Raw genomic sequence first — 20,869 nt, forward strand, 5'->3', positions numbered from 1 at the left:
AACAAAACTCTGTAAGAAATAAAAAAGGCAGCTCGAAAGCTGCCTTTTTTCGTATCAAGCAAAATCAATTATTTTGATTGGCTCGCATAAATAACCCAGAAACGTGCCAACTCAGCAGTACCATCTTTGCCCTTAACATTTTTCAAGGTCTTAACACCTGCAGACTTTTTGCCGGCCAGCAATTGAGCAACACCCAAATGTAACTCGGCATCGTCAACATACTTCAAATTGCCTTTTTTAATGCCCTGTTCCATCAAGCTAATACCTTTATCGTACTCGCCTGCTGTCGCCAATGAGAAACCTAAATTCACCAAAGCAGTGCCATCAGCACTCTTCTCCGCTGCGGATTCTGCAGCAGCTAAACCTGCTTTAGCTTCCGCCACACGCTTCGCCGCCAAATCTTTCAAACGGCCATGACGCGCTGCTTCTGTGCCAGTGCCCAAAGCACCTGCTTTGTAGCCCTGATCAATAATTTTTTGCGCTTCACCAGCATTGCCGTCTTGAATCGCCATTTGCGCCATTTCCATGTAATCACTTGTTTTGGAAATCTGGCCAACAGCTAATTTCAAACGATACAAATCCATAGACAAACGTGAAGAGAACTCTGGCTTACGTTCTACACTATTGAGCAAATTAACCCAGTACTCTTTTTTGCCGTAGTGCATGACCAATTTTTCTAAAGTGGCCAAGTATGCAGCTTTGTCAGATTTTTGCACGGCGTACGCATATGCTTCTAAAGTCGATTGGCTTGGAACACGACCCGCTTTTTCAGCAGCTTGAATCTCAGCGCGCGTATCTTTCAATGCACCTGCATTATCACCACTCATAGACTTGGATTGAATCAAATATTGACGAGCCGAGCTATCTGTCCCACCTTCGCTAAAATAACGCTCATACATCTTAGCTGCTTTGGCAAAGCTATTTGCTTTAAAATAAGCGTTCGCTAAGACTTGAATCAATTGGAGTTGTTCTTTTGCTGGCAACTTATTCGCAGCCACAATGACCTCTGCCGAACGAATTACGGCATCGTTATCACCTGCTGCAGAAGCAACTGATAAGCGCATACGCTCAATCGTAAAATTCTCGTTAACAGTTTTATTTCCGACGCGATCAGCTTCTTGCAACTTACCTAAAGCATCGCGATATTTTTTTGCTTTGTACAATTCATTCGCTTGCTGAACAATTTTACCGACTTCTGCGCGCATCGCTTCTTGAGCATAAGCAGTATTGCCAGCAATACCAGTTAATTCAGGAACAGTCGCACAGCCCATAGCGGCGATCAAAATAGCTAGTTGTGATAAGCGTAGGTGCTTCATATTTGATCTCTCAATCAATAAAATTAATAAATTTCAAACCTAGTTAAACGCTTCATACGACAAGTGAATCACGATGAAGGCTTATTCAACTCTGAATGATCAAAACTCAGGATAAGCATAACTCAGAATACAAAAAAAGGCAGGGAAATCCCTGCCCTCTTTCATGTAACAATCGTGTGAACCGAAAAAACCAATTCAATACAATAGTTAATTTTTCAAGAACTGCTCGTTACCAATCATACCCAATTTCGTGATGCCACGAGTTTGAGCTGCCGCCATAACTGCCGCGACAGACTTGTATGATACTAAACGATTTGGTTGCAAATGAACTTCTGGTTGAGGATTCATCGCAGCAGCTTCAGACAACTTTGCTTCTAACTGAGTACGATTCACAACCTCACCATTCCAAGTCATTGTTCCATCGAAATCCACGTCAATCTTCATTACCACCGGAGGTACCGGGGGTGGTGCAGTCGGCGTGTTATTTGGCATATTCAAATTCACCGCGTGATTTGCAATTGGAAGCGTCGTAATAAACATAATGATTAACACCAACATAACGTCAATCATTGGTGTCATATTCATTTCCATCATCGGTTCTGGATCACCACCAGAACCAGAGCTAATATTCATGCCCATGTGATTCTCCTGTTAGCCTTTTGGTGGTGGTTCGAGAACGAAACCAACTTTTGAAATACCCGCACGTTGAACTGTCAAAATCGTCTTACCGATTGACTCGTAGCGCGCATTTTGATCGCCACGAATATGTACTTCAGGTTGCGGAACTTTCACTGATTCTTTTGACATCAGTTCAAACAGAGCTTCATCAGAGGCTACTGGAGTACGAACACCACCCCAGTAAATGTCACCATCTTTACTCACTGTAATAATGACGTTTTTCGCATCAGGATGATAATCTTCGTTCTTTTCAGCCGGCAATTGAACTTTTGTCAAGTCTAAAACTACTGGTGAGGTAATGATAAAAATAATCAACAATACCAGCATAATATCCACGAGTGGTGTGGTATTAATGGTGCTGTTGACTTGGTCTTCACCGCCGCCACCGCCGATTTGCATTCCCATAATATTTTCTCTTTAGTGAATTCAGTTCGCTGACTTCGAATAAATTCTGTTCTGAATTTATTCGAAGCGAAAGAATTATCGTAATAAAAAACTACTTACTTCTTTATTACTCAGATTATTTATTTGAGTTAGCTTTGCTCATTGCACCAGACAAAACTACAGAGTGCAAGTCAGCGCCGAATGCATTGATGTCTTCCATCGCTGCTTTGTTACGACGCAACAAGTAGTTGTAACCCAATACCGCTGGAACCGCAACACCCAAACCAATCGCAGTCATGATCAAAGCTGAACCAACTGGACCCGCAACTTTATCGATAGAAGAGTTACCTGTAGAACCGATCGCTACCAAAGCGTGGTAAATACCCATAACTGTACCGAACAAACCGATAAATGGTGCTGTAGAACCGACAGTAGCCAAGAATGTCAAACCTTCACCCAAACGGCTTTGTACTTTTTCAACAGAGCGTTGAATAGACATAGTTACCCAAGAATTCAAATCGATTTGTTCTAACAAAGCACCTTCGTGGTGTTCGCTAGCGCTGATACCAGATTCAGCGATAAAGCGGTATGGACTACCTTCTTTCAAAGTAGACAAACCAGCAGCAACGTTTGCTGCTTTCCAGAACTTACGAGCTTCTTTAGCTTGTGTGTTCAATTTCGCCAAATCGATAATTTTTGTGATCAAAATGTACCAAGTGAACATGGACATGATCAACATGATTGCCAATGTAGCCTGATCAACCAAAGTACCTTCTTTGATCAAATGAGACAAGCTGTATTGATCAACAACTTCTGGTTTTGGCTCTGCAGCTGGAACAGATGCATCTGCCGCTGGCGCTTCAGCCGCTGCTGGAGCTGCTTCTGCGGAAGCCGCAGTTGCTTCAGTTGCGGATGCAGCAGAAGCAGTAGTTTCTTGTGCAAATGCTGGTGCGGTTGTCATTGTTGCTGTCAATGCGAACAAAATTGCCGCCAGGAATGTGCTTACTTTAGCGCGGGTTTTCATGTAGATACTTCCTTTAAAAAAAATTTAATACTTACGTTGGTTGTGAGTAAAACGATACTTTTTTATGACTCTTGTTACATGTTGGCTCTGTTTTAATCAAGCTTCCAAACGTATTCAACTTGAGTCGTGGTAGCCTGCGGCTTGCCGTCCACTGTTCCAGGTTTATTTTTGCACGACCCAGACAACAATTGGGCACGCACTGCATTATCTAGCCCCCTGAATCCACTAGATTTTGCGATTACTACATCAGTGACTAAACCATCTGCACCAATAGTAACTGTCAAGCGTGTAACACCTGTTTCCTCATTACGCAATGATGCGCGAGGATATTCAGGTGTACAACCAGCTTGTTGGAAGTCAACACGACCAGGAATAATCACTGGACCGGCTGGTGCTTTTGGCGCTTCCGCTACAGGAGCAGGCGCTTTAGTCAATACGTTACTGTCAGGCTTTACGTTCGATACCGTAGAAATCGCATTTGGCGATGGTGCCTGCTGTGCAACCTGAACCTCTGGAGGAGGAATAAATGGTGGCGGTGGCGTCGTCAATTTTGGCGGCGGTGGCGGTGGCGTATCTGGCGGTGGTGGTGGTGGCGGCGGTGTTTCTTTCACCACAGCTTCCATTGGCTTCTGAATAAACGCAGCTACCTTACTACCTAAGCCGTTCATCAATGCCCAGCCTAATATAATGTGAAAAACAATTACCAAACCTAAACCAAAAAATTTCTTTCCCGGTTCCTGTTGGCGTCCTGAAAAATCCATACCTACTCCTCCAATACCACAACAATTTCAATTAGGTTCAAACGCGCGAAACTTTAGTTTTAAATTAATTTAACCGAGAATCTTGAAATTCAAGAATTAACATCAATCTACTCAACAATCAGCAATTCGCTCGTCAATTAACAACATTGACTCACCGTTTGCGCCCCCATACTTATTTATATGTGTCAATTAAGCACTTTTTAACACATATAAGCAAGTATTACTATTTACTTACAAATCGTTTAGTCACCTTCAGACGACTGCACTAGCCTAGCAATCATCAAATTCAAATCGTATCTCTCGATACACTGAAAATTGAAGCGGTTGCTTTGTTTCATTTATCGACAAGAAGTTCCCCCGATAACATTCAACAAAACATTGTTTTTTTTAAATCTTTGCGAAAAACAGCCCTTATTTTGACACAACTAAAGCAATCAATGGAAGTTGCTTCTATGCTGCTTTGCAACATTAAATTAACTTCAAATCAATCTCTTCTGTCTATGACAACATCTATTTAAACACAATCAGAAATCATATTCACTAAAAAGTGAATTCATTCTTATTTACAAAAATCCGCCAATATATTTACCATCTTTTCTTGCGGCAACGATTCTAAAGGGAAATTACCGAAAAGTGTCAAGTAAAACTAAAAAGCAATTAAAACTAAAGCAGTTCTACAACAAATTGCGTTGATGCAAAAAAATGCTTGACCTATTACAAGATTACCCTATTAGCTACTTTAACGTCTGACGATGCGTAAGGCATCAATATCAGTTATTCAACCAATCAAGTTAATATTTGCGGTATCAGTCCCGAACAACTACAATTCCGTCCTGTTTATATTTTTTGCGCCTGGATTGAGTCAATTTTTTTCTCCGTTAGAGTCGTCGATTTGTAGCATCCTACCTCTCAACTGAATTTGTTCGTCAATTTGACACTGAACAGCTCGTAGAACCAGATTCGTCATCACCCACGCAAGAATTTCGTCTAAAACCTTAGCGCAAGCATATGTAGTCTCCCGTCATTCAATATGAAGAAACTACTATCTTACGGTAACACCTGGAGTTGATATGGCATTTTTGCAAGGCAAAAAAATCCTCATTACTGGTTTATTATCAAACCGCTCAATTGCTTATGGCATTGCCCAAGCTTGTCACCGCGAAGGTGCGGAACTTGCCTTTACCTATGTTGGTGAGAGATTTAAAGATCGCATCACCGAATTTGCAAAAGAGTTTAATAGCGAATTGGTGTTCGACTGCGACGTAAGTAGCGATGAACAAATTGCCGCGGTGTTTGCCGATCTGAACAAATCATGGGAAAAATTAGATGGCGTGGTACATGCAATTGGATTCGCGCCTCGTGAGGCAATTGCTGGAGATTTTTTAGATGGTTTCTCACGCGAAGCCTTCCGCATTGCTCATGACATCTCTGCTTATAGCTTCCCTGCTTTAGCGAAAGCGGCATTACCAATGATGAACGAAAATTCATCCTTGCTGACGCTTTCTTACTTAGGCGCGATCCGTGCAATTCCTTATTACAACACGATGGGTTTAGCAAAAGCCTCCCTCGAAGCAAGCGTGCGTTACTTGGCTGAAAACTTAGGAAAAAAAGGCATACGTGTAAATGGTATCTCTGCTGGTCCAATCAAAACTTTGGCGGCAAGTGGCATTAAAGACTTCAGCACACTACTCGGGTTTGTTGCTGAACACGCACCATTGCGTCGTAATGTTACCATCGAAGAAGTCGGCAACACTGCCGCCTTCTTATTATCTCCATTAGCGAGTGGTATTACAGGTGAGATCACTTATGTTGACGGCGGCTTCTCGCACGTAATGGGTTTAACACCTGATTAATTTCGATTTTTATTGGGCTAAAATTTGCCCAATATTTGCTGAAATCTTATTAGCTGAAAGTTTGGTAGCAATGTAATTGCCTCACCTACTTTCAGCTTTTTATTTATGTGCTTTTGCTTTCGAAACAAAATGCTTTTTACTCGTCACCTAATACTCCACACTTAACAAAAGCGCGCTTCCTCTTTCTAATAGATTCCCCTTTGTTGCAAACATAAAAGGCAACTAAAAATCTGTATTAGAAACACACTTATCACAGCCAACAAAATAACCCTTTTGATCCTATAAAAATCAAGTTGTACTTCTTAATGACTCTAAAAAATACTGCTGTGCGTTCAGCAGACGGTGAGCCATGAATATACTATCTGCGTCTCTAAGCCTTTTGAACTAAATCAAGTTTTAGATGCGTTAATTCTGATTATGCTGTATAGTCTCGTTTTTTTGCAGTGCAATATTAATTTTGCGTTGCGACTAAAGTAACAGGTAGCATCGTAGCCCTTGCGTATCGTGATTGAGTGATACTGCAATGTAAAGCCCTCCCGCCCTGTATGTCTGGTTTCACACATAGACATCGTCCCGGCGCAAAGCTTTTGTGCCGAAATTTCATCGCATTCCCTATTTGTACCGTTTTCGGTATCGGTTTTCTTTGTTCATTTCGATTGGTTGACGCTGCTTTTTTGCGCGCTTGGCAAATGCCATGCGCAGATTAATAACGGAAGAAGAACACAATGACTTTTGAAACACTAGGCCTCCACACGTCCATCCTGCGCGCTATTGCTGATACAGGCTACACTACGCCAACAGCAGTACAACAACAAGCAGTGCCTGCTGCAATCGCAGGTCGTGACTTATTGGTATCCTCACAAACTGGCTCTGGCAAAACTGCCGCCTTCATGCTGCCAGCATTACACAAATTTGCAGCAGCATCAGAGAATCTAAATGTTGTTAACGGCAAAACACCAAACCAAGAACGTCAATCCGCACGTTCACGTGGTGAGCGCCCACGTTTTCAAGCAGCAAAACCAAAAATGTTGGTACTGACACCAACGCGCGAATTAGCTTTACAAGTAACCACAGCGACAGATAAATACAGTGCATATTCTCGTCGCGTAAAAGCGGTGTCAATTTTGGGTGGCATGCCATATCCTAAGCAGATGCAATTATTGTCCCGCAATCCGGAAATCTTAGTTGCTACTCCAGGTCGCTTAATTGACCACATGGAATCGGGCAAAATTAATTTTTCAGAATTAGAAATATTGGTTTTAGATGAAGCTGATCGTATGCTCGATATGGGCTTTATCGAAGACATCGAAAAGATTGTCGCAGCGACGCCTGAGAGTCGTCAAACAATGTTGTTCTCTGCGACATTAGATGGCGTGGTTGGCAGCATGGCTCGTCGTATTACTAAAGATCCATTAATTATTCAAATTGCTGGCTCTGCAACTAAGCACGAAAACATTCAACAAAAAGTTCACTTCGTTGATGATTTATCACATAAAAACCGTTTGTTAGACCATTTATTGCGCGATCAATCTTTGGATCAGGCTGTCGTATTTACTGCTACTAAACGCGATGCAGATACGATTGCAGATCGTTTGAATATTGCAGGCTTCGCAGCAGCAGCTTTGCATGGCGATATGCATCAAGGTGCACGCAACCGCACTTTAGATTCTCTGCGTCGTGGTCAGGTACGCGTATTGGTAGCAACGGATGTTGCTGCACGTGGCATCGACGTACCAGGCATCACCCACGTATTTAATTACGATTTACCAAAGTTCCCAGAAGATTATGTTCACCGTATCGGTCGTACAGGTCGTGCTGGACGTAAGGGTCTCGCAGTTTCCTTGGTAAACCATGCGGAAAGCATCAACGTAAAACGTATCGAGCGTTTTACTAAGCAATTAATTCCTGTTGATGTGATCGAAGGTTTTGAGCCGAAGAAAAGCGCAATGGCAGCACGTTCACCTGCGCGCAAGCCAAGTGGCTGGAAACCAGGCGACAAGCGCTCCACTGGCAATAACTTTGGTAATAGTAAGCCAGGTCAACGCAGCTTCTCCAAGCCAAATGCAGCCCCGCGTGGTGAAGGTGGTGGATTTGGTGGCGGTGCTAAATCACGATTTGGCGACGCTAGCCGTCGTTCATTCAGCGACCGATAATCGAGCTTAAGCAACAAAGCAAATAGCGCACAGCAAAAGAATGAGGCGATCCACAATTGGATCGCCTTTTTTATTTGCAGAATCGAATTGGTCAACCAATATAAAAATGAAAGAATCCCAACCTAAACTTTCACCAATGCGACATGCGATTTTTCGCGCGATAGCGATACAGTATTCTATAATCGTCCATCCATAATTTCATTTCACGAAAAGTTCCAGAAACATGACAGATCCCAAGGAATCCAGTAATAGCCCCATACGACTAACATCGTTTTCGCATGGAGGTGGATGTGGATGCAAGATTGCTCCAGGTGTTTTGGCTGATATTCTCAAGAAATCAACTGGTTTCCCTGTGCCACAAGCGCTCATGGTAGGTATAGAAACTTCTGACGATGCTGCGGTCTACCGTCTGAATGATGAACAAGCATTGATCGCGACGACCGATTTTTTTATGCCGATTGTTGATGATCCTTATGATTTTGGTCGTATCGCAGCGACAAATGCGATCTCTGATGTCTATGCAATGGGCGGTACACCTATCATGGCCTTAGCTCTAGTAGGAATGCCAATTAATCAAATCCCGCTAGATGTAATCGGCCAAATCATTGAAGGTGGCGAAAGCATTTGTCGCGAGGCCGGCATTCCAATCGCGGGCGGACATAGTATTGATTCAGTTGAACCAATTTATGGTTTAGTGGTAATGGGGCTCATCCATCCATCAAAAGTCAAACGTAATTCTGGCGCACAAATTGGTGATCAATTAATTCTGAGCAAGCCTTTAGGTGTCGGCATACTCTCAGCGGCCTTAAAAAAACAACGTTTGGATGCCACAGGATATGCCAGCATGATTGCCAACACAACAAAGCTCAATAAGCCAGGTCAATTATTGGCGCAACTGGACGGCGTGCATGCGATGACCGATGTGACTGGTTTTGGATTACTCGGCCATTTGTTAGAAGTCTGTCGAGGCGCACAAATCTCTGCCACAATCAACGCATCCAACATCCCTGTATTGCCGCAAGTCCAAACACTCGCAGCTGCGGGTTGCGTCACCGGTGCTTCTGCTAGAAATTTCGCCGCGTACGGACATGATGTCATACTCAACTCCACCGACAGCATCACCCAAGCTTTGCTCACTGACCCGCAAACATCTGGTGGACTGCTGATCGCTTGCGACAAGGAATTGGTCGACGAAGTTTTGGCGCTATTACATACAAATCATTTTACTGAAGCCGCCGTGATTGGTGAAATGATTGAAGGACCCGCGCAAATCCATGTTCAATAAACCAGCAGTACAGCTTTCGATCGCCAATTAAATTCATTTCAAACTTTTTACATACTCATCATGAATCAACTCGAACAACTCAAAAAATTCACTACCGTAGTCGCAGATACGGGTGACTTCCAGTCGATGCAAGCTTACACACCGCGTGATGCGACAACTAACCCTTCCTTGATTTTAAAAGCTGTTCAAAAACCAGAATATCAGCCTCTATTGGCAGATGCTGTTGCACGTAACGCAGACAAATCGACGGATCAAATTATCGATCAATTATTAATTAGCTTTGGTTTAAAGATTCTAGAAATTGTCCCTGGCCGCGTATCGACAGAAACCGATGCACGACTATCATTTGATACTGAAGCGACAGTTGCCAAAGGGCGTCAATTGATCGCGCTGTACGAGGCTGCTGGCATTCCACGCGAACGTGTATTGATCAAGATTGCCTCCACCTGGGAAGGCATACGCGCAGCAGAAATTCTTGAAAAAGAAGGCATACGTTGCAACATGACTTTATTGTTTTGCTTAGCGCAAGCAGCGGCCTGTGCAGAGGCAGGAGCACAATTAATTTCACCTTTTGTTGGACGCATTTATGATTGGTTCAAAAAGCAAACTGGCCAAGAAATTTACGGCGCTGATGATCCTGGCGTTTTGTCCGTTAAACGTATCTACAATTACTATCGCAAGTTCGGCTACAAAACAGAAATTATGGGCGCGAGTTTCAGAAACACGTCGCAGATTTTAGAATTAGCAGGTTGTGATTTACTCACCATTAGTCCCGATTTATTGCAAAAACTGAGTGACTCGGAATCAAGCGTTTTATTAAAATTGAATTCAGAAACAGCATCTGCATCCAACCTAGAAAAAATTGAACTCAACGAAAAAACCTTCCGCTTCATGTTGAATGAAGATGCAATGGCGAGCGAGAAACTATCAGAAGGCATACGCCTGTTCTGCGCCGATACAGTTAAACTCGAAGCATTAATCGCTAGTATGCGCTAATCATTCGCGTACGTTAAGTGGCTTGCTTTGCGACCTTGCTGAATTTTGCTAAACGCGTGACTCTGTTTAGTAAAATTCAGTCGATTAACTGCAAAACTTACTTTCCAGCTCATCACACTTGAACTAAAGTCGATTGTCTATGGGAAAAATTCACGGCGAGTGGGAAATCAGTGTTATTCGACAAGTCATTATACGCAGTAGCGCGGGGGTGTTTAATGCGGAAGGCACACTCGCAGCGTTCAAAGAGTATCGTGACAAGGCCCCAATATCTGCACCTTGGGCGGGATTGACCAATGCAGTCAACTGGGAAATGTCGAATGCGACTAGCTTGCAACGTATCGCAAAAATGCGCGAGTGGGCTTTCTCGAATAATTGCAAAGCATTAGCGATCGTCATGCCTAGCAAGTTAAAGAAGCAGATCTACCGTACACAAACCGACGACTTCGACGATGAAAGAATTGCCTATTTCTCCGATCTTGAACAAGCTTGTGCATGGCTTACAGCACAAGGATTTGAGATCTCGCCGGAGGAATATCCACATCACGATTTTATCGCTAGGACCCAACTAATTTAAGCGCAGACCGCAAGCTTATGCGTCCTCATGTAGGCCCCTTCTCTACCGCATCGCTTAATTCAATTTGATTCAGTTTGATTCAGTTTGATTCAAAGTGTTTTAGCATCTTATTCAAAAAATTCTGCGCCTCAGAATCTCCTTCCTTTGGTGCCCACGAGCCACGTTCGGAATCTGTAATGGCAACATATGGACCAGCCTTCGCTTCAAAGAAAACCGACCCAGTCGTAAGTGCAACCATGCTGTGAAATACTCCTGTAGGAATATGAATTCCAAAATTTTCTGTTGCTGCTGCTAACACGACGCTGTGCTTTACATTTCCATCCGTATCAAACAACAGCACACCAATACGCCCCGCGACCACCACAAGTGTTTCATCTTTTTCTGGAGATAAATGGCAATGCGGCTGCACATAGGTACCCGGCTCTAGCGCATTGAGCAATCGATGACAACTAGATTCATTGCTCGCATGGAAATTGAAGTTTTTACGTAGTCGTGTATTTTGCTTTGCATGCTCGGATAAGTCTCGCAAAGACTGTTGATTTAAGATGTGTACTTGGTTCATATTGAAGCTCGATAGCTAAGGTGTATTAGGTAGGTTTATCGCTGAGGCCTACTTTAAGTTGGTATATTTTTGTGCGTTTCCACGCGCCAATGGCACGGGATACTTTTGCGCATTCAATTGTATTTTTTCATGTGCAGCATCGAGCAAATTAATGTCCAGCCTATCGGCCAACATAACAAGATAATTCAGGACATCTGCCATCTCATGTTGGATCGCGGTACGCGTTTGGGCATCGAGTTCTTCTGGTTCGCCCGACTTCAACCATTGAAAGGGTTCTAACAATTCTGCCGCTTCTACAATCAAAGCACTCGCTAGATTTTTGGGTGTATGAAACTGTTGCCACTCACGCTCAGCAACAAAATTGCGCAATTGATCACGTAGCTGATTTAAATTTTGATTCTTTTCCAACATCATTTTGGTCCTTTATCCTGCATTTACTCGCAAGTTTGCGCACATTTTACGTTGCTTTCGATTCGATCATCATGCAACTTGCGCATCGTCAAATATTCGATGATTGAATTTAGTCCGCTCAGCAAAAACTCGCCCGATAATGCAGGCAGAGCGATCTAAATGACTAAAGCCCAGATCCATCGCACTTGTTTGTGGCATTCGATATGCAAGTAACACTCGCTATTTGAAGGATGAACTACTACAATCAGTCAAATGCTGCAACGCGGCATAAATTAAACGGATTCGATTTTATCTCGTCAATGAAACCACTTTCTTTGCTCAATCTATCACAAAGGAGAAATGATGATTTTCGTATCAAATAAGCTGACCAGTAAGCAAGTTCCCGATTTGGATCAGCAATTAGCCGCATACAACAATCTAACGCAATCCTTGAGCGAAGAATTTGATCGCGCCAGCGAATTACAAGCGCAGATGCTACATACTAACTGGGAAAGTTGGCATGAATTCTTATCCGACATGGGAGAATTAAAAGATCCTCAAGAATTATTTCTGCGAGTATCTGCGCAAGCCCATGCGGTGTCAGGACAAAGTCAAATGTACTTGCATGAGCTTGTTAATTTGGGACAAAGAATTCAAGAGAAATTTCTTGCTCTTGGCCAAACAATTACGCCTTTTTCCTTAGATAGCGTCGTCGCCGTTTCTCCACCAGCTACCTCATCCATGTCGGCAAAATCAGAGACAAGCGACGCAACGCAAAGAGATAGTGTCGAAATTAAAGATATCAATCCCATCGAGAAAACTGGTTCTAGTTATCCGCGCGTCAAAAAAGTAAAGCCGACAAGTACAATCGACGTGGACACCATCATCGTCGCGGATAATACAAATGTCGGCAGCAGTACCACTCCCAAGAAAACACCAACACCAATAGTCAGAAATATGAAAGCATCAAGCAAGGCTGCAAGCACTGCGATTGAACAAAACAATATCCCTACAACGCCAGTGAAAAAGTCAGCAGTCGTCGGACTGCCATCCAAATCAGCACCAAAAACAGGTTTTGCTGGCGCTGCAGGGCAACCCGAATTTAAACCTAAAAGTAGTAAAGCCACGGGTGCGAAAAAACGCGTACGTCAATAAAACAAAATTGATCTCGCCATAAAAAATCCGACCTAGCTCAAACTATGTCGGATTTTTTACTTTGTCATTACGCCGTTAATTACGGCGCAAACATCTATGACCAGCGCAAATCATTGCGAGACAAAGGCAATTGTCGAACACGCTTACCAGTCGCCGCAAAAATCGCGTTACAGACTGCTGGAGCCAACGGTGGGAATGCGGGTTCCCCTAATCCTGTGACGGGGAAATTGCTCTTCAAGAAATGCACATCAATCTTGGTCGGAGAATCTGGCATGCGTAATAAACCATACTCACCAAAATTACCCTGCACAATACGACCACGCTGAATATCAAGTTCAGGGAACATCAGGGTGCTGATACCGTCAATGACAGAGCCTTGTACTTGATTTTCAGCGCCACTCATATTCACAATTTGTGACCCGATATCCGTAACAACGACGACGCGATCTACCTTTAATTGCCCCTCTTTCGAGACCGTCACCTCAGCGACTTCGGCGATATAACCACGATGGCTAAAATGGAATGCAATCCCCTGCCCCTGACCACGCGGGAACTGACGTTTTCCCCATCCAGATTTCTCGGCCACCATCTTCAAAACATTGCGCATACGGTTCACATTGTATGGTTGCCCACGTTCACCCGTGCCTTGCATCACATCTTTATCACCCAGTATTTCAAGACGGAATTCCAATGGATCACGATTAGCGGCATGTGCTAATTCATCGATAAAGCTATGGAATACCCAAGCAAACACATTGCTGCCTGGCGCCCGCCACGGTCCCATCGGCACACCAGTTTCCATTGGTGTTTGTTCCAACAAACAGTTTTCCACCCATCGACCAGGAAACTCATCACCAGATAAACTTGCGCCGCTACCAGGTTGCAAAATACTCTTACCATCGCGCGTGACACGATTCGCAAATGTAAGGAAATGATTGTGCCAAGCAGTTAGCTTACCTTTCGCATCAACACCACCACGCAAGAAATGGAAACCACCAGCGCGATAGTGATCATGTCGCATATCATCTTCACGTGACCAAGTTAGCTTGACTGGCGCTTTCACTTTCATCGCAATTGCCGCTGCTTCAATCACGTAATCGGCACTCAAACGACGACCGAAACCACCACCACTACGTGTCATGTGTAAAGTGATTTTTTCTTTTGGAATCTTCAGGATATTGGTGACAATTGCCTGACCCGCGGCTGGATTTTGAGTTGGCACCCACATTTCCAAACTACCGTCTTCTGGCTTATACCAAGCAGTACAGTTCTGTGGTTCGATACTTGCGTGTGAGATAAACGGATAACTGTAGCTCGCTTCAACGGTTTTGGCTGCACTCGCCAACGCGGCATTGACATCACCGTCTTTTCGCAGGTTAATCGCGCCGGTTTGCTTTGATGCTGCCATCGCTTTTGCGCTGAAGTCATCCCAACTTTCATTGACAACCTTACCCTCGTCCCACACCACTTTTAATTGCTTACGCGCGCTAAAACTAGCCCAAGTTGATTCTGCAATAATCGCAACACCGGGCATCAAGCCATTTAAATTATTAGTACCTTCGATGATGAAAGCATCGCGCACACCGGGCAAGGCCTTAATCGCTTCTAAATTTGCACTGACGACTTTACCGCCAAAGGCGGGGCATTTTTCGTACACGGCATACAACATACCTGGCAATTTCACATCAATCCCAAACAAGGGCTTGCCAGTGACGATGTCAGCATTATCCACACCACCGATTCGGCTACCAATTAAACTGTACTTAGCAGGATCTTTCAGCTTAACTGTCTTCACATCTGGCACTGGCAAACTAGCTGCTTTACTCACCAAACTAGCATAACTTGCTTGGCGCTTACTTGCCTTATGAAATACTTTGCTCTTTTCTGCATAACATTCTGTTGCGGCGACTTTCCAACTTTGTGCAGCAGCTTCGATTAACATGGTGCGCGCTAATGCGCCCAGCTTTAAAAACTCATCGTAATTCAAGGGTGTGGATAGAGAGCCGCCTGCAAATTGGCTACCATAGGCGGGGTTCAAATCCCCCTGCACAATCTTTACGTCTTTCCAATTCACCTCTAGTTCTTCGGCAATCACCATAGGCAGCGAAGTTTTAATCCCTTGCCCGATCTCTGGCTGTTTTGAAATTAAGGTCACACTACCGTCGGTATCAATTTTGATTAACGCGCTTGGCGTAAAGGCGGCACCCGCAGTTGGTTTGCTAACCGATTGCTGGGCATTGGCATCTGCCCCCCAAAAACTTGCCAGCACCAAAGCACCAGCACCCGCACTCGTTTGCTGTAAAAAATCACGACGAGAAGAATTGGCTAATTCTAAATCTACTGTTTTCATTTTTTACCTTTCTGTGTACGAGCGATTTCAGCAGCACGGTGTATGCCTGCGCGGATACGCAAGTAGGTCGCACAACGGCATAAGTTGCCGCCCATCGCAGCATCGATATCAGCATCGCTAGGATTCGGATTATCTTTCAATAGAGCAGCAGCACTCATAATCTGTCCCGCTTGACAGTAGCCACATTGCGGCACGTCCAGCTCTTGCCAAGCTTGCTGCAATGGATGCGCTGCTTTCGGATCAATGCCTTCTATCGTTGTCACTTTTTGACGACCAACACTGGATACCGGCGTCATACAGGAGCGTGTCGGCACGCCATTAATCTGCACCATACAAGCACCACACTGGCCGACACCGCAACCGTACTTGGTACCACTTAAATCCAATGAATCTCGCAATGCCCAAAGTAAAGGCGTATCTGGCACAACATCAAGCGACTTGGTCGCGCCATTCACATTCAAAGTATATTTCGTCATAAAAGCTCCTCGTTTTCAAACACGAAAACATGCGTGCTTGTTTGGTCTGTATTAGGTAAGTGTTGTATCAGTGTTGCGTCGGTGCTGCGATAGTCAGCAACATAGGCAAATACTCATTGCGCACAAGTGGCGGCAATTTCTTTATCTAACTCTCTTTTTTGTTGATTCAACATTTGCATCGTTTGAGCATCTGCACCAGTACGCAAATTCGCCTTAATAATTTCCATTTGATTTTTTAAGTTTGGACATGGCAATCGTTTTTTTGCTGCCATGACCGATGCGTCTGGCGAGATTTGCTCGCTATTCACTTCTTTCACAACTTTATCGTTAGCTTGAGATGTCTGTGCGGCTCTTTGCGCTTGTTTTTGTTGTAGTTGTCGCAAAGCCTGCATATCAGCCTCAGTTGCCTCAGCTAGCGCGAATTGTCTATTTCTATCTTTCTCTTCCATACAATTCTTCTCTATGCTCGCTCGAATATCATTGATATTTCCACGCACGGCATAGACATCGGCAATCAATCGTCTATTTTCTGCATCTGATGATTTCGCGAGCAAATCACTTTGCTGTGCGCCCGCTTCACGCATCCAAATGATTTTCTTCGCCTCTTCACTACGTCGCTTGCATGCTGGATCAACACGAACCGCAGAATTCAGCTCGTTTATATCTACTTTTTTTGCACTGCCAATCACAACACCCGCTTGCCCCGTGCATGGTTTATCTTGATAACTACTGCCACATCGATACATGGTCTGCGCATGCGTGTCGACAGCCACTAATACGCATGCAATCGCAAACAAGTAACGCAAAGGCAAGAACAAATTAATGGTCATAGAATGTCAGATTAAACGTATTAGGTAGTCATGCAACACAATAAAAAAGCCCAAATAACACATCGGTCATCGGGCTTTTCTGTGGATTGACGAAGCAATTATGGCTTCACAAACTTGAGCGTCATACGATCACTCTCACCAATCGCTAGATATTTTTCTTTATCCGTCTCTTTATTCGTAAGGACTGGTGGTAATGCCCATACGCCGCCAGGATGATTTGCCGTATCTTTCGAATTTGCATTGATCTCTGACTTCGCCGCCAATTTAAATCCCACGCTTTCTGCCAGCTTAATCACAAAAGCTTCGTGCACATAACCGCTACTCGCCTTCGCATCTTGCGTTGCGCTAGCAGGCAAACGATGTTCAACCACGCCAAACACACCGCCTGGTTTTAACGTATCAAATGCACTTTGAAACACCTCTTTCGCAGCTGTGTCACTGGCGCTAATCCAATTGTGCACATTGCGGAAGGTCAACACGACGTCAACGCTATTTTTGGGTGCGTAGTCTATTTTCTTGCCCGGCGCAAATTCACCGTAAGCGACTTTATCGTATACCGCTGGCGTTCCATCAAGACGTGTTTTCAATCGTGGACTCGCGCCCGCCAAGATCAATTTGCCATCTTTACGCACATAAGGTGCCAAAATTTCTGTATACCATCCGGCACCGGGAGCAAGCTCTACCACGGTCGATTTTGCCGCCACACCAAAAAATTGCAGAGTTTCGTATGGATGACGCGCTGCATCACGCGTGACGTTCGCCGGAGTCCGTTGTTCACCTGCGATCGCTGTTTTCAACGCATCATTCGCATACGCAGCCTGTGCGCTGATTGCGGTCAATGCGAAAGCCATTAATAATTTTTTCATCGTTTCTCCAATTTATTATCGTTAAAACTGCTAATTTTTGCTTGGTTATGGTCGCCATAATTGAGACAACTCTGATAATCACTATTCTTGTAACTGCATGCCTCGACAAATCTTACTACCGTTCGAAAGACCATGCAGAATCGAGAATGCAAACTAATTGCAGCGATTAGAACCAAACTCCATAGATTAGTTCACTAATTAGTTCACTCATGACCCGATATTTTTTGACAATATCTCGCGTGCTTAGGCAATCACTCGCAAGATTTGCGCCATTTCTTGCCGTGTTTCGGTCATCAAACGAATTGCTGATTCTTCATTTAAGCCGAGATTTTTTAAAGCACCCGGTACGTTAGTCCAATCAATATCTTGCAAAGATTGCTTCACAAAGCCGGCATCTAAGAAATCGGCTGCTGCCACCACATCGGTTAAAGTTGGCCGCGTGTGCAGAGGCAAATCGGTGCGTTTTCTATCCATCACAGCTTCTCGAATATCGTCAGAAACTTCCCAACTCTCAAGAATTGCAGCACCAATATCGGCGTGCCATTGATCGATTAATTCCCACAAGGCCTGATCAGATGTGAACAAACCCTGATATTGATGTGCGCGACTTAAAATATAAAATTTTCCAATGTCATGTAATAGCCCAGCGACCATTGCCTTATCCGCGCTAAGTTTCGTTCGGTTTCTGGCGATCACATACGATAGTGCCGCAACGCGCATACTACGCGTCCACAGCCCTTCCATTTGTTCTGACTTCGAGGTGTTGTCCTGTTGGTCTTTTAATTGCTTCATGCCGACGGAAATCGCTACATTTCTAACGACACTAAACCCCAACAAAGTAACCGCGACACGTAGCTCTTCGATTTTCTTAGTACTTCTATTAAACATCGCCGAGTTAGACAGCATCAGTACTTGTGCCGATAACACTGGCTCGGTGCTAATAATTCTCGCGACTTGCTCGGTGGGCATATCTGGATCATCCAGCGCTTGACGAATTTTCATCGTTGCTTTCAATGACGTAGGAAAAACTAAGTTGCGAGATGAAAGCTCGGCACTTAATCCCTTAATAAACTCAAATTCAGATTCTCGTTGATTCATTGCTAAAAATAGATAAGTTCGTTGACGAAGATAATCATAACTTGCCATAGTAAAACAAATGCAGGATGCGGTCTCGATTTATCGAGAGAAGTGAAGCATTTTGTGGAAAAATTAGAAATCGCCTCGTGCTAGCCACATGTGAGATGCAATTCTTGCTAAAAACCACAGTTTCCGTTGGGACAGAAGTCACTTTCTGGTAATCTAACTAACAATACTTAAATACGGAAGAGAGCGTCACGCATGTTTACCGAAGACGATTTTTTTGCCATCAGTAAGTTTCTTAAATTAGGGGTAAAAATTACTGTTAAAAATCCTATGGGCCAACGTCCGTTATTTGCTTGTAATTTTCCCAATCCTAAAGGCGGCGTCGTCAACATTGAGGTTAGCAGTCTGTATGATGTCGAAAGAAAATTACGCGCACTACTGGCAAGCGATATCCCCGTAAAAACGAAACTCACACCGTTCACCTATTTGGGTACCAATTTCGAAGGTGTTTTGTATTGCGTCAAAGGAACTAATGATTTTGTCGTGCAAGAGACACGCAATTTATTTGGTATGGAATCGAAAGCAGTCATACGCAGCGCAGAACACTTTATTCAATTATTACAATAAGAAATTGCCTCGACATCGCATTCGCAAAGTAGTGGCAATCGAATTACATAGCAAAGGAAGTTCATGGCGGTTTCACTCAGCAATGAACAAATCGAGGAACGATATTTTTTACTTGGCCAAGTAGAAATCCTCAGTGTTTTAAACGACCTCGCGCATCGACGTGAACCGGTATCGGTTTATTTTAATGGCGGACAGAATTTTATATTGAGTCTAATTCTGTCTGCTCGCCCAGATGGCTTGGTGTTTGATCTTGGTGGTGATCCCAAAGCAAATGCCCTATTAGAAAAAGCACCGCAATGTGTATTCATGGCATTTCCTGATGGTATACGTGTGCAGTTTACTGGCGTCAACCCACAACGATTTAGTTGGGGTGAACAGGACGCATTTTGGGTTCCGATCCCAAGTCGCATTATTCGCCTACAGCGCAGAGAAAGTTACCGAAACCAGCTACCAATTGCCAATCCCTTTCGCGCTAAATTGAGTGACCTTGATGGTGATTTAATCGCAAACTGGCCGATTCACGATCTCAGCGTCGGCGGTTTCGGTGTAACGATTGATGGTGAACCCAAATTCAAGGTTGGCGATACCATACACCGCGTCTGGATCACATTATCACCAAAGTCGAATTTACATTGCCCAGTGGTAGTACGACACATTACACCGATTGATCAACACAAAGGAATTCGCTATCAGATCGGTTTTAGTTTTGTCGACTTACCACGAGCTATGGATATCGCGATACAACGCACTATTATCAATATCGAGTATGAACGGCATCGCTTAATCGGAAAGAAATAAACTATGCAGTCTTCCTTGTTCGATGTTGAGCAAACGGGTGAGCGAATTTTACTGAAAGATGCACAGCTAGATTACCACCCTAATTTCTATACACAGATCGCAGCAGATCAATTGTTTGATCAACTCGTGCAGGGAATAGCTTGGCGTCAAGATGCAATTACCATCGCTGGGATTCAACGACTACAACCACGATTAAGTGCTTGGTATGGCGACGCCAACGCCGAATATACCTACTCCGGTTTGCGTTTAACTCCTATCATCTGGAACCGAGAACTACTGACCATCAAACAAGCGATTGAAGCGCATAGCGGCTATCGCTTCAACAGCGTGTTACTCAATTATTACCGCGACCAACATGACAGCATGGGCTGGCATAGTGACGATGAGCCTGAGCTGGGAAGGCAACCGGTAATCGCCTCGTTAAGTTTAGGTGGGATTCGAGAATTTATCCTGAAACATAAATTCGACAAACAATTACGCTATAAAATTCCACTAACGCACGGCAGTCTGTTGATTATGTCCGGTAATACACAAAGTCATTGGCAACATGCGATTGCCAAAGAAAAGCATCCCTGTGCAGCGCGCATCAACTTAACTTTTCGGCAGATTATTCCAAAGTCGCCCTGACTACCGTCTCGTACACCGATTCGCCTCCGCGAACCATACATTTACCTACTGTTCGCCGTCTTTTTCGCTATTCACCGACCG

General features: G+C 44.0%; 21 protein-coding genes. 9 read left to right on the forward strand and 12 right to left on the reverse strand.

From position 1 onward, the window contains the following. Positions 1 to 68: 68 nt before the first annotated feature. The 5 genes from KDM92_RS08100 to KDM92_RS08120 form a co-directional block, all read right to left on the reverse strand. Positions 69 to 1,316: a hypothetical protein gene (locus KDM92_RS08100; RefSeq protein WP_212683873.1), complete on the reverse strand. Its 1,248-nt coding sequence runs from the start codon at positions 1,314 to 1,316 to the stop codon at positions 69 to 71. Positions 1,317 to 1,523: 207 nt separating this feature from the next. Continuing rightward, the gene (locus KDM92_RS08105) at positions 1,524 to 1,955 is read right to left on the reverse strand and encodes an ExbD/TolR family protein (protein ID WP_189344797.1); all 432 of its coding nucleotides are present in this window, start codon (positions 1,953 to 1,955) and stop codon (positions 1,524 to 1,526) included. A 12-nt stretch (positions 1,956 to 1,967) separates the two neighbouring features. Further along, a complete protein-coding gene (locus tag KDM92_RS08110) occupies positions 1,968 to 2,399 on the reverse strand; it encodes an ExbD/TolR family protein (RefSeq protein WP_189344798.1) in 432 nt (143 codons plus the stop codon). 115 nt (positions 2,400 to 2,514) lie between these two features. Next, on the reverse strand, positions 2,515 to 3,402 hold the full coding sequence (locus KDM92_RS08115) for a MotA/TolQ/ExbB proton channel family protein (RefSeq protein ID WP_189344799.1): 888 nt from the start codon (positions 3,400 to 3,402) through the stop codon (positions 2,515 to 2,517). 92 nt (positions 3,403 to 3,494) lie between these two features. Further along, positions 3,495 to 4,163, reverse strand: a complete 669-nt coding sequence (locus KDM92_RS08120) for an energy transducer TonB (RefSeq protein ID WP_189344800.1) — start codon at positions 4,161 to 4,163, stop codon at positions 3,495 to 3,497. Between the two features lie 1,070 nt (positions 4,164 to 5,233). Here KDM92_RS08120 and fabI point away from each other — a divergent pair. The 5 genes from fabI (at position 5,234) to KDM92_RS08145 (ending at position 11,024) form a co-directional block, all read left to right on the forward strand. Beyond that, positions 5,234 to 6,016, forward strand: a complete 783-nt coding sequence (fabI, locus tag KDM92_RS08125; RefSeq protein WP_189344801.1) for an enoyl-ACP reductase FabI — start codon at positions 5,234 to 5,236, stop codon at positions 6,014 to 6,016. Positions 6,017 to 6,741: 725 nt separating this feature from the next. Further along, positions 6,742 to 8,169: a DEAD/DEAH box helicase gene (locus KDM92_RS08130; RefSeq protein ID WP_212683874.1), complete on the forward strand. Its 1,428-nt coding sequence runs from the start codon at positions 6,742 to 6,744 to the stop codon at positions 8,167 to 8,169. Positions 8,170 to 8,392: 223 nt separating this feature from the next. Beyond that, positions 8,393 to 9,454: a selenide, water dikinase SelD gene (gene selD, locus KDM92_RS08135; protein WP_212683875.1), complete on the forward strand. Its 1,062-nt coding sequence runs from the start codon at positions 8,393 to 8,395 to the stop codon at positions 9,452 to 9,454. Positions 9,455 to 9,514: 60 nt separating this feature from the next. Next, complete coding sequence (tal, locus tag KDM92_RS08140; RefSeq protein WP_212683876.1) at positions 9,515 to 10,450, forward strand: transaldolase; 936 nt, start codon at positions 9,515 to 9,517, stop codon at positions 10,448 to 10,450. Between the two features lie 139 nt (positions 10,451 to 10,589). Beyond that, entirely contained in the window at positions 10,590 to 11,024 is a 435-nt protein-coding gene (locus KDM92_RS08145; protein WP_212683877.1) for a hypothetical protein, read from the forward strand. Between the two features lie 79 nt (positions 11,025 to 11,103). Here KDM92_RS08145 and KDM92_RS08150 read toward each other — a convergent pair whose 3' ends face one another. Further along, complete coding sequence (locus KDM92_RS08150) at positions 11,104 to 11,586, reverse strand: WbuC family cupin fold metalloprotein (RefSeq protein WP_212683878.1); 483 nt, start codon at positions 11,584 to 11,586, stop codon at positions 11,104 to 11,106. Between the two features lie 48 nt (positions 11,587 to 11,634). Continuing rightward, the gene (locus tag KDM92_RS08155) at positions 11,635 to 12,000 is read right to left on the reverse strand and encodes a nucleotide pyrophosphohydrolase (RefSeq protein WP_212683879.1); all 366 of its coding nucleotides are present in this window, start codon (positions 11,998 to 12,000) and stop codon (positions 11,635 to 11,637) included. 339 nt (positions 12,001 to 12,339) lie between these two features. Between KDM92_RS08155 and KDM92_RS08160 the strand changes: the two genes are divergently transcribed. After that, the gene (locus KDM92_RS08160) at positions 12,340 to 13,131 is read left to right on the forward strand and encodes a phasin family protein (RefSeq protein ID WP_212683880.1); all 792 of its coding nucleotides are present in this window, start codon (positions 12,340 to 12,342) and stop codon (positions 13,129 to 13,131) included. Between the two features lie 94 nt (positions 13,132 to 13,225). Here KDM92_RS08160 and KDM92_RS08165 read toward each other — a convergent pair whose 3' ends face one another. The 5 genes from KDM92_RS08165 to KDM92_RS08185 all read right to left on the reverse strand — a co-directional run bounded on the left by KDM92_RS08165 (position 13,226) and on the right by KDM92_RS08185 (position 18,799). After that, the gene (locus KDM92_RS08165) at positions 13,226 to 15,481 is read right to left on the reverse strand and encodes a molybdopterin cofactor-binding domain-containing protein (protein ID WP_212683881.1); all 2,256 of its coding nucleotides are present in this window, start codon (positions 15,479 to 15,481) and stop codon (positions 13,226 to 13,228) included. Continuing rightward, entirely contained in the window at positions 15,478 to 15,957 is a 480-nt protein-coding gene (locus KDM92_RS08170) for a (2Fe-2S)-binding protein (RefSeq protein ID WP_189344810.1), read from the reverse strand. The genes KDM92_RS08165 and KDM92_RS08170 overlap by 4 nt, the downstream gene beginning before the upstream one ends. Before the next feature lie 113 nt (positions 15,958 to 16,070). Next, positions 16,071 to 16,787 carry a hypothetical protein gene (locus KDM92_RS08175; RefSeq protein WP_212683882.1) on the reverse strand — a complete coding sequence of 239 codons (717 nt, stop codon included), beginning with the start codon at positions 16,785 to 16,787 and terminating at the stop codon, positions 16,071 to 16,073. A gap of 98 nt (positions 16,788 to 16,885) precedes the next feature. Beyond that, positions 16,886 to 17,653, reverse strand: a complete 768-nt coding sequence (locus KDM92_RS08180; protein WP_212683883.1) for a class I SAM-dependent methyltransferase — start codon at positions 17,651 to 17,653, stop codon at positions 16,886 to 16,888. A 243-nt stretch (positions 17,654 to 17,896) separates the two neighbouring features. Then, positions 17,897 to 18,799: an HDOD domain-containing protein gene (locus tag KDM92_RS08185; RefSeq protein ID WP_329603141.1), complete on the reverse strand. Its 903-nt coding sequence runs from the start codon at positions 18,797 to 18,799 to the stop codon at positions 17,897 to 17,899. A gap of 192 nt (positions 18,800 to 18,991) precedes the next feature. Here KDM92_RS08185 and KDM92_RS08190 point away from each other — a divergent pair, with 192 nt between their 5' ends. The 3 genes from KDM92_RS08190 to KDM92_RS08200 all read left to right on the forward strand — a co-directional run bounded on the left by KDM92_RS08190 (position 18,992) and on the right by KDM92_RS08200 (position 20,788). Further along, positions 18,992 to 19,363: a hypothetical protein gene (locus KDM92_RS08190; protein WP_189344814.1), complete on the forward strand. Its 372-nt coding sequence runs from the start codon at positions 18,992 to 18,994 to the stop codon at positions 19,361 to 19,363. Positions 19,364 to 19,426: 63 nt separating this feature from the next. Next, on the forward strand, positions 19,427 to 20,161 hold the full coding sequence (locus KDM92_RS08195; RefSeq protein ID WP_212683885.1) for a flagellar brake protein: 735 nt from the start codon (positions 19,427 to 19,429) through the stop codon (positions 20,159 to 20,161). 3 nt (positions 20,162 to 20,164) lie between these two features. Continuing rightward, entirely contained in the window at positions 20,165 to 20,788 is a 624-nt protein-coding gene (locus KDM92_RS08200; protein ID WP_212683886.1) for an alpha-ketoglutarate-dependent dioxygenase AlkB family protein, read from the forward strand. The last annotated feature ends 81 nt before the right edge of the window (positions 20,789 to 20,869 follow it).

Source organism: Affinundibacterium baiyunense (assembly GCF_018139645.1).
GTDB classification, from domain to species: Bacteria; Pseudomonadota; Gammaproteobacteria; order Burkholderiales; family Burkholderiaceae_D; genus Undibacterium; species Undibacterium baiyunense.

Bases quoted from the DNA above. Each gene is read 5' to 3' on its own strand.
- KDM92_RS08100 (WP_212683873.1), bottom strand. From the start codon at position 1,316: ATGAAGCACCTACGCTTATCACAACTAGCTATTTTGATCGCCGCTATG.
- KDM92_RS08105 (WP_189344797.1), bottom strand. From the start codon at position 1,955: ATGGGCATGAATATTAGCTCTGGTTCTGGTGGTGATCCAGAACCGATG.
- KDM92_RS08110 (WP_189344798.1), bottom strand. From the start codon at position 2,399: ATGGGAATGCAAATCGGCGGTGGCGGCGGTGAAGACCAAGTCAACAGC.
- KDM92_RS08115 (WP_189344799.1), bottom strand. From the start codon at position 3,402: ATGAAAACCCGCGCTAAAGTAAGCACATTCCTGGCGGCAATTTTGTTC.
- KDM92_RS08120 (WP_189344800.1), bottom strand. From the start codon at position 4,163: ATGGATTTTTCAGGACGCCAACAGGAACCGGGAAAGAAATTTTTTGGT.
- fabI (WP_189344801.1), top strand. From the start codon at position 5,234: ATGGCATTTTTGCAAGGCAAAAAAATCCTCATTACTGGTTTATTATCA.
- KDM92_RS08130 (WP_212683874.1), top strand. From the start codon at position 6,742: ATGACTTTTGAAACACTAGGCCTCCACACGTCCATCCTGCGCGCTATT.
- selD (WP_212683875.1), top strand. From the start codon at position 8,393: ATGACAGATCCCAAGGAATCCAGTAATAGCCCCATACGACTAACATCG.
- tal (WP_212683876.1), top strand. From the start codon at position 9,515: ATGAATCAACTCGAACAACTCAAAAAATTCACTACCGTAGTCGCAGAT.
- KDM92_RS08145 (WP_212683877.1), top strand. From the start codon at position 10,590: ATGGGAAAAATTCACGGCGAGTGGGAAATCAGTGTTATTCGACAAGTC.
- KDM92_RS08150 (WP_212683878.1), bottom strand. From the start codon at position 11,586: ATGAACCAAGTACACATCTTAAATCAACAGTCTTTGCGAGACTTATCC.
- KDM92_RS08155 (WP_212683879.1), bottom strand. From the start codon at position 12,000: ATGATGTTGGAAAAGAATCAAAATTTAAATCAGCTACGTGATCAATTG.
- KDM92_RS08160 (WP_212683880.1), top strand. From the start codon at position 12,340: ATGATTTTCGTATCAAATAAGCTGACCAGTAAGCAAGTTCCCGATTTG.
- KDM92_RS08165 (WP_212683881.1), bottom strand. From the start codon at position 15,481: ATGAAAACAGTAGATTTAGAATTAGCCAATTCTTCTCGTCGTGATTTT.
- KDM92_RS08170 (WP_189344810.1), bottom strand. From the start codon at position 15,957: ATGACGAAATATACTTTGAATGTGAATGGCGCGACCAAGTCGCTTGAT.
- KDM92_RS08175 (WP_212683882.1), bottom strand. From the start codon at position 16,787: ATGACCATTAATTTGTTCTTGCCTTTGCGTTACTTGTTTGCGATTGCA.
- KDM92_RS08180 (WP_212683883.1), bottom strand. From the start codon at position 17,653: ATGAAAAAATTATTAATGGCTTTCGCATTGACCGCAATCAGCGCACAG.
- KDM92_RS08185 (WP_329603141.1), bottom strand. From the start codon at position 18,799: ATGGCAAGTTATGATTATCTTCGTCAACGAACTTATCTATTTTTAGCA.
- KDM92_RS08190 (WP_189344814.1), top strand. From the start codon at position 18,992: ATGTTTACCGAAGACGATTTTTTTGCCATCAGTAAGTTTCTTAAATTA.
- KDM92_RS08195 (WP_212683885.1), top strand. From the start codon at position 19,427: ATGGCGGTTTCACTCAGCAATGAACAAATCGAGGAACGATATTTTTTA.
- KDM92_RS08200 (WP_212683886.1), top strand. From the start codon at position 20,165: ATGCAGTCTTCCTTGTTCGATGTTGAGCAAACGGGTGAGCGAATTTTA.